Source organism: Butyrivibrio sp., from assembly GCF_017940685.1.
GTDB lineage: Bacteria > Bacillota > Clostridia > Lachnospirales > Lachnospiraceae > Butyrivibrio.
In genome coordinates this window covers 1-11673 of the sequence record NZ_JAGAYD010000245.1, presented here as the reverse complement: position 1 = coordinate 11673, position 11673 = coordinate 1, and the positions used below count along the sequence as shown (strand labels likewise).

General features: G+C 45.6%; 6 protein-coding genes and 1 pseudogene. 1 reads left to right on the top strand and 6 read right to left on the bottom strand.

Annotation, left to right across the window (positions count from 1 at the left end):
* On the bottom strand, window positions 1-1274 hold a 1274-nt coding region (gene mtlA, locus J6I68_RS14845), incomplete at its 3' end, for a mannitol-specific PTS transporter subunit IIC (RefSeq protein ID WP_292221456.1).
* Window positions 1275-1476: 202 nt separating this feature from the next.
* Window positions 1477-3087, bottom strand: coding sequence for a CTP synthase (locus J6I68_RS14840; RefSeq protein ID WP_292221454.1), 1611 nt, complete (start codon window positions 3085-3087; stop codon window positions 1477-1479).
* A 137-nt stretch (window positions 3088-3224) separates the two neighbouring features.
* Here J6I68_RS14840 and ftsH point away from each other — a divergent pair, with 137 nt between their 5' ends.
* Window positions 3225-5468, top strand: a complete 2244-nt coding sequence (gene ftsH, locus J6I68_RS14835) for an ATP-dependent zinc metalloprotease FtsH (protein ID WP_292221452.1) — start codon at window positions 3225-3227, stop codon at window positions 5466-5468.
* 56 nt (window positions 5469-5524) lie between these two features.
* On the opposite strand, the gene J6I68_RS14830 is transcribed toward ftsH, so the two are convergent.
* The 4 genes and pseudogenes from J6I68_RS14830 to J6I68_RS14815 form a co-directional block, all read right to left on the bottom strand.
* A complete protein-coding gene (locus tag J6I68_RS14830; protein ID WP_292221450.1) occupies window positions 5525-7918 on the bottom strand; it encodes a histidine-type phosphatase in 2394 nt (797 codons plus the stop codon).
* A gap of 103 nt (window positions 7919-8021) precedes the next feature.
* Complete coding sequence (locus J6I68_RS14825) at window positions 8022-8813, bottom strand: carbohydrate-binding protein (protein WP_292221449.1); 792 nt, start codon at window positions 8811-8813, stop codon at window positions 8022-8024.
* 24 nt (window positions 8814-8837) lie between these two features.
* Window positions 8838-10880: a DUF2264 domain-containing protein gene (locus J6I68_RS14820; RefSeq protein ID WP_292221448.1), complete on the bottom strand. Its 2043-nt coding sequence runs from the start codon at window positions 10878-10880 to the stop codon at window positions 8838-8840.
* A 16-nt stretch (window positions 10881-10896) separates the two neighbouring features.
* A pseudogene (locus tag J6I68_RS14815) lies at window positions 10897-11673 on the bottom strand (glycoside hydrolase family 88 protein); the annotation flags it as partial.

The window sequence follows — 11673 nt, the reverse complement described above, 5'->3', positions numbered from 1 at the left end:
TGTGCCTCTGCAGGGATCTCAGATACTGAAGCATGCTTAACATCGATATCTGCTCTACCTACATCTGCGAGTTTCTTCTTAAGTACTGTTGCACCCATTGCTGATGAGCCCATTCCAGCATCACAAGCAAATACGATGTGCTTGATCTCTGCGCCGTTTGCCTTTACAAGGCTGTCTGCTGCAGTCTTAACTTCGCTTGCTGCAACGCCCTTGCTCTGAGCCTTCATCTCTTTCATCTGTGTTGTTGAATCCTCAAGGCTCTGCTTTGAGTTAGAGAGCTTGATGATAGGAGCTGCGATAACAAATGACACAGCTGCTGCAACCACTACAGAGAGAAGAACCATGAATGTTGATCCCTTAGGAGCCATTCCAACGTAAGCGATGATTGATCCAGGTGATGGAGGTCCTGCAAGACCAAGTTTGAATGCAGTGTTAAAGATCATAGCTGCCACTGATCCACCGATTGTTGCAAGTAAAAGAAGTGGATTCATAAGTACATATGGGAAGTAGATCTCGTGGATACCACCAAGGAGATGTACGATAAGTGCTCCAGGTGCTGAATCCTTTGTAACCTTATCCTTAGCAAAGAGCCAGTATGCTACCAGCACACCAGTACCTGCGCCAGGGTTTGTCTCAATCATGTAGAAGATTGACTTGCCAGCTGTAGCAACCTGCTCTGCTCCAAGAGGAGTGAAGATGCCGTGGTTGATAGCGTTGTTAAGGAAAAGAACCTTAGCTGGCTCAACGAATACTGAAACAAGTGGAAGTATGTTGTTGTTAACAAGTACTGCAACACCGCCGTTAAGCAGAGCAAGTACGCCGCCCATGAATGGGCCGATTACATAGTAGCCAAGGATTGCAAGAAGTAGTCCAAGGATACCAACTGAGAAGTTGTTTACAAGCATCTCGAAGCCTGTAGGGATCTTGCCCTCAACGGCCTTGTCGAATTTCTTGATAACCCATCCAGCAAGAGGTCCTGCGATCATAGCACCCATGAACATTGTGTACTCTGTTCCGCAGATGACACCGATTGTCATGATGGCACCCATAACTGCTCCTCTTTGTCCTCCTACCATTTTACCACCCTGGTAAGCGATAAGTACTGGAAGTACATATGTGAGCATTGGGCCTACGATAGAACTAAGCTGTGCGTTTGGAAGCCAGCCAGTCTCAATGAAAAGAGCTGTCAGAAGTCCCCATGCGATGAACGCGCCAATGTTTGGCATTACCATTCCGCTTAGAAACCTACCAAAACTTTGTATTTTTTCTTTCATAAGTTTTCCCTTCCTTTAGTGTCGAATGCATCCGGTTGATTTAATCTAATTCTATTTGTATAGGTTTCCAATTGCAATTCATACATCTTTAACTTTGTCACTGCTACAAGTGACAAGTCCTTAAGAGTCAAAAAAGACGCGGAGTTTAGCACTCCGCGCCTTTATAAAATTTCTATAAATTTTATCGGTTTAATGAATATTTTTATCTGTTATTCTCGTGCTCAAGAGATGCCTTGATAAATCCTGAGAATAATGGATGTGGTCTGTTTGGACGGCTCTTAAGTTCTGGATGAGCCTGTGTAGCCATGTGGAAGTGGTTTGAAGGAAGCTCGATCATCTCCACAATCCTTCCATCTGGTGACATTCCGCAGAGCTTCATGCCGTTCTGCACAAGAACGTTACGGTAGTCGTTGTTTACCTCATATCTGTGACGGTGACGCTCTGTGATATTCTCTGAGCCAAAGAGCTCATAGGCCTTGGAATCCTTGTCAAGTACGCAAGGATATGAGCCAAGACGAAGTGTTCCTCCGATATCCTCGACGCCGTTCTGGTCAGGTAAAAGAGCTATCATAGGATGCTGTGTGTTTGGATCAAACTCGATTGAGTGAGCATCTGCATATCCAACAACGTCCCTTGCAAACTCAACGATTGCAAGCTGCATTCCAAGGCAAAGTCCAAGGTATGGAAGATCATTCTCACGGGCATACTTAATTGCTGTGATCATGCCCTCGATACCACGATCGCCAAATCCTCCTGGAACGATAAGTCCATCAACATCTGAAAGGATCTCTGCAACGTTGTCTTCAGTTACTTCTTCTGAGTCAACCCACTTAATATCTACAGCAGTCTGATTAGAGATACCGCCGTGCTTCAAAGCTTCTACAACGCTGATGTAAGCGTCGTGGAGCTGTGTGTACTTACCTACAAGAGCAACTCTTACTTCGTGCTTCAGTGAATAGAGAGTATCAACCATTGCCTTCCAGTCTGTAAGGTCAGGCTCTGGGCAGTCAAGCTCAAGACACTCACATGCTACCTGTGCCAGATGCTCTTTTTCCATAGCAAGAGGAGCCTCATAGAGGTACTCAAGGTCAAGGTTGTTAAGAACGTGGCTGCTTGGAACATTACAGAAAAGAGCTATCTTCTCTTTTGTCTCCTGATCAAGTTCAAGCTCTGATCTGCATACGATAACGTCTGGCTGAAGTCCCATTCCCTGCATGGTCTTAACAGCTGACTGTGTGGGCTTGGTCTTGATCTCCTGTGAGCAGCGAAGGTAAGGAATAAGAGAAACAAGGATGAGCATTGCGTTCTCATGTCCCACTTCGTGCTGGAACTGTCTGATGGCCTCAAGGAATGGCTGTGACTCGATATCACCCACTGTTCCACCTACCTCGATGATGGCGATCCTTGTGTCGTCATCAGTAAAGTTTCTGTAGAACTTGCTCTTGATCTCGTTGGTGATGTGAGGGATTACCTGTACTGTGCGTCCGCCATAGTCACCGCGGCGCTCCTTCTGAAGTACAGACCAGTATATCTTACCGGTGGTAACATTGGAGTTCTTATCAAGATTCTCATCGATGAATCTCTCATAGTGACCAAGGTCAAGATCAGTCTCTGTGCCATCTTCTGTTACGAAAACCTCTCCGTGCTGAACTGGGTTCATTGTACCTGGATCGATATTGATATAAGGATCGAACTTCTGCATCGTAACCTTATAACCGCGGGCCTTTAAGAGCCTGCCAAGGGATGCAGCTGTGATGCCTTTTCCAAGACCTGATACAACGCCTCCTGTAACAAAGATGTACTTTACTGCCATTTTGATAATGTCCTCCCGGGAAAATGTAAATAGAATGATTGATAATATAAATTGTATGCGATATAATTCGTATATCGTGGTGTAGCAATCTCGTGCTATTATAGCATAAGATAGCATTATATATAAAGGAAAAATATATGGATAATAATCAGAATCAGAGAAACAATAATCCTCTTGGTGGAGGGGATCAGAATGGCTCTCCAAGGAAGCAGAATATAATCCTTCTTTTGGTGGCAGCCGTGGTAACAATGGTCTGCATGACCTACTTCATGAAGGCCTTTTCAGAAAACACCAACTCAGAAGTAACTTACACTGAATTCATTCAGATGGTAGATGAGGGCAAGGTTGATCACATCATCATCGAAGAGGACAGAGTAAACATCTATCCCAAGGAAACCAAGGACGAAGACAAGCTCGGCTTTGGCTATTCACTTACAGGATACACAACAATAACTTATTTCACAGGTAAGGCAGAAGAAGACAGCGTTTTAACTCAGAGGATGTTAGATGCCGGAGTAGAGGTTTCAAGCGAGGTTCCTGATTCATCAGGTGCGATCCTCACTTTCCTTCTTTATTACATAGCACCTATCCTTCTTATGTGGCTTCTTCTTTCCGTGATCTTTAAGAGAATGGGCCGTGGCGGCGGACCTCTTAGCGTAGGCAAGTCAAACGCCAAGGTCTATGTTCAGAAGGAAACCGGTGTTACCTTCAAGGATGTAGCTGGTGAGGACGAGGCAAAAGAGTCACTGGTTGAGGTTGTAGATTTCCTTCACAACCCAAGCAAGTACGCAAAGATCGGAGCCAAGCTCCCTAAGGGTGCCCTCCTTGTAGGACCTCCCGGAACAGGTAAGACACTTCTTGCAAAGGCTGTTGCCGGAGAAGCTCACGTTCCATTTTACTCACTTGCAGGTTCAGACTTTATCGAGCTCTACGTGGGCGTAGGTGCTAGCCGTGTAAGAGACCTCTTTAGCGAAGCCAGTAAAAACGCACCATGTATCATTTTCATAGATGAGATCGATGCCATCGGCAGGAGCCGTGACAGCAAGTATGGCGGCGGCAATGAGGAGAGAGAGCAGACACTTAACCAGCTCCTTTCCGAAATGGACGGATTTGATTCCTCCAAGGGTGTACTTATCCTTGGCGCTACCAACAGACCTGAGATCCTTGATAAGGCTCTTCTTCGTCCCGGTCGTTTCGACAGACGTATCATCGTTGACAAACCTGACCTTAAGGGAAGAGAAGAGATCTTAAAGGTTCACTCCAAGGACGTTAAGATGGATGAAACTGTTGATCTTAAGGGAATCGCCCTTGCAACCAGCGGAGCTGTAGGTTCCGACCTTGCAAACATGATCAACGAAGCAGCCATCAACGCTGTAAAGGCAGGCAGAGAGTATGTTTGCCAGCATGATCTTATGGAAGCCGTAGAGCAGGTCCTTGTTGGAAAAGAAAAGAAAGACAGGATCCTCAGCAAGGAAGAGAGAAAGATCGTATCCTACCACGAGGTTGGACACGCACTTATAAGCGCAGTTCAAAAGAACACAGAGCCAGTTCAGAAGATCACCATCGTTCCAAGAACCATGGGAGCTTTGGGATATGTTATGCAGGTACCTGAGGATGAGAAATATCTTCAGACCAAGGATGAGATCATCGACGACATCATCGTTGCTCTCGGCGGACGTGCAGCAGAGGAAGTTATCTTTAACACTGTTACAACCGGCGCAGAGAACGATATCGAAAAGGCAACATCAATGGCCCGCAGCATGATCACCATGTTTGGTATGAGCGAGAGGTTCGGTCTCATGCAGCTCGAGTCCATCCAGAACAGATACCTTGATGGCAACAGAGTCCTTAACTGCAGTGACCAGACAGCAAGCCTTGTAGATGCAGAAGTTCAAAAGCTCCTTGCAGACTGCTATGACAAAGCTAAGAAGATCATCAGTGAGCACCTGGATGCTATGGATAAGATCGCTCAGTTCCTCATTGAGAAAGAGACCATCACTGGTAAAGAGTTCATGAAGATCTACCGCGAGGTTTGCAACATTCCTGAACCTACTGAGGAAGAAGCAGAGGCTGCCAAGCACGGAAGGATCTATGCTACAAGAGCTGAGTCAGCACTTGTTGGTGAGAACGTTCCTGTTAAGAAGCCTAAGGACAAGGAAGAGCCCAAGGATAAAGAGGCTCCTGGCGAATCAGCAAAGGGAGCATTCATTGATGCCCTCGCTGGTGCCGAAGAGACTGCAGTAAGTCCTGAAGCAGTTAACGATGAGCCTGTAGAAGAGGCTACTGAGCCCAAGGCTGAGGAAGCTTCAAGTGAAGATACTGCTCCTGTAAGACAGGGAGTCTTCTCACATGTTCCAGACGATTTTGATAAAAAAGACTGACTTATACAAACAGCCATCTGAACTTTGGATTCAGATGGCTGTTTTAGATATGATATTTATGCCGCGCCTTCCTGTTGATACTCTTCTATCATAAGGTCATAAGCTTCTATTGCGCTCTTGAAGCGGTCAAGTACGTCTTTTGCCTTATACATTCCATTTTCATCTGCCTTAATTCCGTTAAGATGAAGTGTATAGATTCCAGGAGGATTGTTGTCATCAAGAATGCTCATGCTTCTTAGCTGCTCAGTCTTCTGATATACAAGGTCAAGGGTGATGTACTCTTCGCCGCTACCATCCTTCCAGGTGTTTATAACAAGCTTTGCTCCTATAGGAGTCTTTTTCTCTATCGTATCCGGAAGAGAATAATCTGAAACGTCAAGGGCAGCTATCACACTTGCCAGGTTTGAGTCATGTCCGCAAAGGAAGGAAAACTGCCTGCCATCTGCTGTAAGTTCACTCTCTATCTCCTGAAGAAGAGGGTGCGCTACATTTGTGGCTATCAGTGGGGCTGTAAAGAGAGTGTCACCGTACACATCCTTTATTTCTGAGATTGCTTCCCACTGCTCTGTAGTAAGGTCATGGTCAAAAGCTGCCTTCTTTTCATCTTCTTCCTCAAAGTACTGAAGAACCAGGGCATCGCTTATCTGGCAGGCCTTCTTTAGTGACCCTGATACTGAAGGTTCTTTCCCTTCTTCGATAGCAAACTCGTCATCTCCTGTATCAAAGCCTGTAAAGGAACCACTTTTATAATCATCAGATTCCTTCACATCAATCACATCCTCTAAAAGAGAATAATTATCACTCAGATCTTCTATCACCGGGCCAAACTTTTCTATGATCTCTTCTGTTGCATCAGCTGCATAATCATCAGAAGCAAAGGTGAAAACCGGGTTAAAGACCGGATCCATGGTGTCAAAATCGCTGTGATACTCTACATCTATACCATCAACCGGCAAAAGTCCTGCCGCGAAAAACTCTGCAGTTGCAATAGTCCTTTGCTTGGAGTTTGCGTAAATGCGGACTGCCTCATCTTCTGGCCTGTAGTTTGGCTCAAACAGACCTTCTTTTTCAAGCCATTTCCTAAAGTACTGGCCCATTTCTGTCTCTAAAGTCCCTCCTCTTACAGACAGCTGGCTTGCAGGCGCTGACCAGTCAAACCACTTATGTGGAGTTATGGTGGAAAGAGCTGAGCCCGCTCCTGATAGCGGAGCTCTGATATTATGTCTGCTAAGAACCACTGACTTCTCTAATGTGAAACCTTCTCTTGAAAGAGTTGCCCTTACGTTCTCATCCTCAGAAGCACTTCCTTCTGTCTTTGACGGGAACTGGATAATGTTATCTGCCTGCGCTGCTTCGGTTTCTTTTTCGACATACTGGTTTTCTGCCCTGGTGATGGCATCCGGGTAAATCTTAAGGAAATCGTTCTTCATAGAGATCGGAACGTATCCCTGCTCTTTGTAGGCAGCGGATTTTTCTTCCCAGTTCTGGGTTCCCCACTCCCTCACATCATCATCTGCCACAACCATGTACGCCTCAGAGGGATATGGATTTCTTTTGTCCAGAGCATAATTCATCATGCTGGTATCACTTCCGCTGTTACCAAAGGCAAGTACCGGATACTGACCTATCTCCCTCTCAATCCAGATGGTCTTATTGGCATTAAGGTTCTTCTGGATAAAGCCTCCGGTGAAGACCAGCTCATCGCCATCAGCATATTTAAAGTCCATATTTGAAGACACATCTTCGTTTCCTTTTACCTTTACTTCAAACTCTGTACCGATCACATGGGCAGGAGAAACATAGTCACGTATAGGAGAGTTTGCTACGATCGCCCTTGATGTTGTGCGCTCTGTTCCGCTTACAACATAGATCGTAAAGTTGTTGTCATAAAGGTACTTGACCACTTCCACCATTGGCAGATAGAAACCGTCAATGTACTTCATGTTATTAAAGCTATCTGTTTCCTTCTGGCCAAATTCCACAGCGTAGTCATAGAGCTCTTTTACAGTCATTCCTGCGTAGGCCTTGGCAAAGTTCCTTGCAAGCTCCTCGCCTGCAGTATAGCCTGGCTTTATCTCAGCCGCTGCTGCCTTCAGGTCGTCAGAGACCCTTTCAGGGTGATCCTCAAGACAGTAATTGATGAACATCATTGTGTCGTAATAGGTGTAGTAAGTCTCGCAGGTAAGAGTTCCATCCATGTCAAACACAGCAATTCTGTCCTCAACCGGGATAAAGTTTTCACTGTCCTTTTTGTTTGTAACCTTTGAAACGTACTGGCGAAGGCTCTCCGCTGCCTCCGAGTCAGCCGCCCAGTATTCTGATAGGGCCTTACCGCTCTTCTTTCCACAGCCGCTTAAACCTGTGCAACAAAAAAGCAGGGCTATTATCAGCACAACAGATAACAGCCTGCTCTTATTTTGATCTCTACCTCTTGTAAAATAAGTATTCATATCTCACCTTCCTGTTTTCTCATAAGAACTAACAATATTCTAACATCCGGAAAATGCAGCGTTTCTTAAAAAACTATTAATCCTTGGAAGGTGTTTTAATAATTTAATTACTTTCTGTTCCGTACACTTCTATCTGGGTAAGAGCCGGGAACGGGCTTGGATCGTCTGCCTTAATGAGATTTCCAAGCTTGATCCACTCTATGCCCTTTTTGCTTATCTCAAAGACATGGGGCTCCTGTACCTTCTTGTCCATATTCACAACCTGCGTTGTTCCATCGGAGAACTCAAAGGTTCCCTGAACCCACCAGTTGTCATGAGGGAAGTCTGCTCTTGTATAAAGAACTATCTTGTCAAAATCAACCTTTCTGCCAAAATCTATTGTGATCTTGGCATCATCCTGCCTGTTGATGCCCCAGGATTCGTAGGGCCACTCGCCGTGGGACAAGGTGCAGATGCAGCCATCAATTGCGTTTCTTGCTGCAAACACTGCTTCGCCTCTGGTTTCTACGTTGGCACTGGCGTGTGGATATACCCCTGACACCTCATGCTGGTCAAAAGGGTTGAGGGCAAGGTTCTTATAAGAGTTGATCTCATAGTCCCTTGCATAGCGGATAGTCACTACATGTCTGTTTCCAAAGAAAGAGAGGGGATTGTAGCTTGTCTTTTTCTCATAGAAGGGAACAGTATAAAGAACTGACTCCTGCTTCACAAGTACAAGAGATGTTTCAATTGCCGCATCTACCTTCACCATATAAAAGCGTCCAGGCTCAAGATCTGAAAACTCAATAATGTCGCCCTTTCTGTATTCGCCGTCCCAGGCAAGGACTGCTTCATCAGGGCCTTCTGCCTCCGCCTTGGCCACGTGATCCCAGTCGTTATAAACTGATATTTTCATTTGCTTAACCTCTTTTATTATCTATCACAAAGATAGTTTTGCTTCGATTCCGTAGAAATCTATTTCCCTGGTTTCTCCGTTTTTCAGGTGGATAGTAACCGGTCCATATCCGCCGCAGTTCTGAGGATCAGTGTATTCGATCTTACTGATCGGAAACAGCTCATCTTCAGTAAAGTCCTCGTGGGACTCCTTGGTTATAGTCTGGGAGATCAGGAAATATGGATCATATCCATACTGCTTGTTTCTTTCTGTCTCTGCGTACAGGATAATGGACTTTTCGCTGTCGGGATTTGTTCCAGTGCTGTCAACGCGCTTTATTTCTGTCCATCCGGCAAATGTGGTAAATGCCAGCTGCTTTTCTTTTCCAGTGTGGTCCTTACCCTTTAGGATTACCGCCTTAAATCCATCCTTTTCCCTGGTCTCCATGGTTGTTCCATTGTCAGGGAATCCAAAGGTTCCAAGGGTGATCCTTGCTGGGCGCCTGTAAAATCTTATCTTGTCTGCCCTTATTATTCCGTAGGGAACAGTAAAGTCTGCAAGGTTTATTGCGGTCTTCCAGTGGGTCTCACACTCAGGTTCAAATTCAAAGAACTGACGCCTATAGAGCACGTCTTTCTTTTCTCCAGCCCAGAAAGTGGCGTTAGCCTTAACAAAGATGTTCTCGTCTGTGTACTCCACCACATACTGCTGTGACTCAACGTTTTCTGAAACTGTGGCCTCCCAAGGGAACTTGCTGTTAAATACAAGCTTAGAGTAGTTATTCATTCCATGGACGTCGCCCTTAGCTTTTAAGATCTTACCTGTTCTAAGCTCTGTGATGCCGTTGGATCCATGATTTGAAAAACAAAGCGCAGGACCGTTTAAGGTCGTTACCTTGACGTCACCTTCTTTTAAGTCTTCCCAGCTTCCATTGTTTTCCTTGGCTGTCCAGAATGGATGATCAGCTGGAAGGTGCAGACAAAGAAGTGCCTTGGCAAGCCAGAAGGGAGACTCAGCGCAGGAATAGCTCTGAACCAGCGGTACAAACGGTCCATAGAAACCAAGTGTGGGCACTCCGCTCCATAAGAAGTCATCTCTTGTAAAGAACTGAAGCAGTGACCCTGAGCAAATCCTTCTTGCCAGTCCCGGATCCATGGTATTGTTCTTCATAAGAAGGTTTCCGTCAAAGGCGCTGGTTGCTGCGTTTCTGTAAATGCAGCTCCTGCCCCACATATTGGTAAAACCGTCCCTGTCAAAAAAGTCAGGGTAGGTCTTCATAAGTTCATTTGAGTTTTCTTCAAACTTCGCTGCAATGTAAGGCTCTTTTTCATAGCCGTACCAGGTGTTCCACATGGCTGTGTACATGTTGAAGGCCCAGCAGGAATAGTAGTCAAAGCTCTGTCCGTCCCTGTACCAGCCCTCTCCAACATAGTAATTAAGGATATTCTGGGCGTGGTCCCTCATAATATCTTCATCGATGTCATAGCCGTTCATGTAAAGGAACGCCAGATCCAGCATGTTGAAAAGTCGCCAGTTTTGAGGAACAGTGTTGGCATGTCCAAAGTCAGATAAGAACTCTGCGATCCTGTCCTTTTCCTCTTTCTCATAGGTGTCCCAGATCTCTTCCTTTGACAGCCACAGGCAGATAACCAGCGCCGCAGTCTCAACTGTCTGCTGGAACGCGGAAAAGAGATTTCCTGAAGTATCAGTCTTTTTCATGTCCGTGTAATTAAGGACATAGTTCTTTTCCCCGGGAGTTACGGCGCATAGGACCTGTTTCTTGTAGTAGTCCCTGACGTTTATTCCGTTTAAGGTAAGGTCTGGCTCAATGTGCACCAGCGGCGCTGAGATGAAAAAAGATCTGGCAAGGCCCTCAAAATACTCAGCCTTTATACGCCACTCTGGAGCGCCCTTCTGAGGATATGTTACTTCTGTCTCATACCTTGGCATCACAACTGGGGCGTCGATACTCTCAAGGTTGTCAAAAACGCCCTTTAGCAGGTATTTGGCAGCCTCTATCCAGCTGTCCCTGGTCATACCAGTGTAAGGACTTAATGTATAGTCAAGTTTTGTAGGTTCAAACTTCATGCTCGTCACCGTTTCCTTAGAAAATCTTAAGTGCTGTGCCATCAAGCTTCATCATGGCTTCGATGAAGTAGTAGTCGCCATAGATGATGGACATGTTATGGCCATCGCCGTGGTAATCAACAGCGCAGTTGTTAAGAAGATTGTCTGTATCAAGTCCCCAGCTTATGCGCTTCTCATCAAGAGTCTTAAGAAGTTTTATAGCAGCGTCAAGGTACTTGTCTGCTTCATCGCCCTCAAGATGACCTGCAAGCTCAATAAGACCTGAAGCTGTTATGGCTGCTGCTGTTGAATCCTCAAGATCAACGTCTTTTGGCTGGCGGTAATCTATTGGTACAAGGTATGAATCTCCAAGTTCAGAAATAACATAATCTGCAATCTTCTTTGAAGTATCAAGATATTTCTTTTCCCCTGTATATCCGTAGCTAAGGGCAAAGCCGTAAATTCCCCAGCTCTGGCCTCTTGTCCAGGATGAGCCTACGCCATAGCCCTGACCTCCAAGGCTCTCTACCATCTTGCCAGTAAAAGGATCGAATACAACAATGTGATTAACAGATCCGTCCTCTCTTACAAAGGTCTTCATTGCCGTATCTGCGTGGGCTACTGCCATCATCTTAAATCTTGGATCTGTGGTCTCTTCTGAAGCCCAGTATAAAAGAGGCAGGTTCATCATACAATCAATGATGGCAAAGCCTCTTCTGTCCACATCATCCCAGTTATTCCAGGCGCGGATAAAGTTACCTGCAAGGTTAAAGCGCCCAGCCATGTTGCCTGCTGCCAGCATGGCGCGGTTATA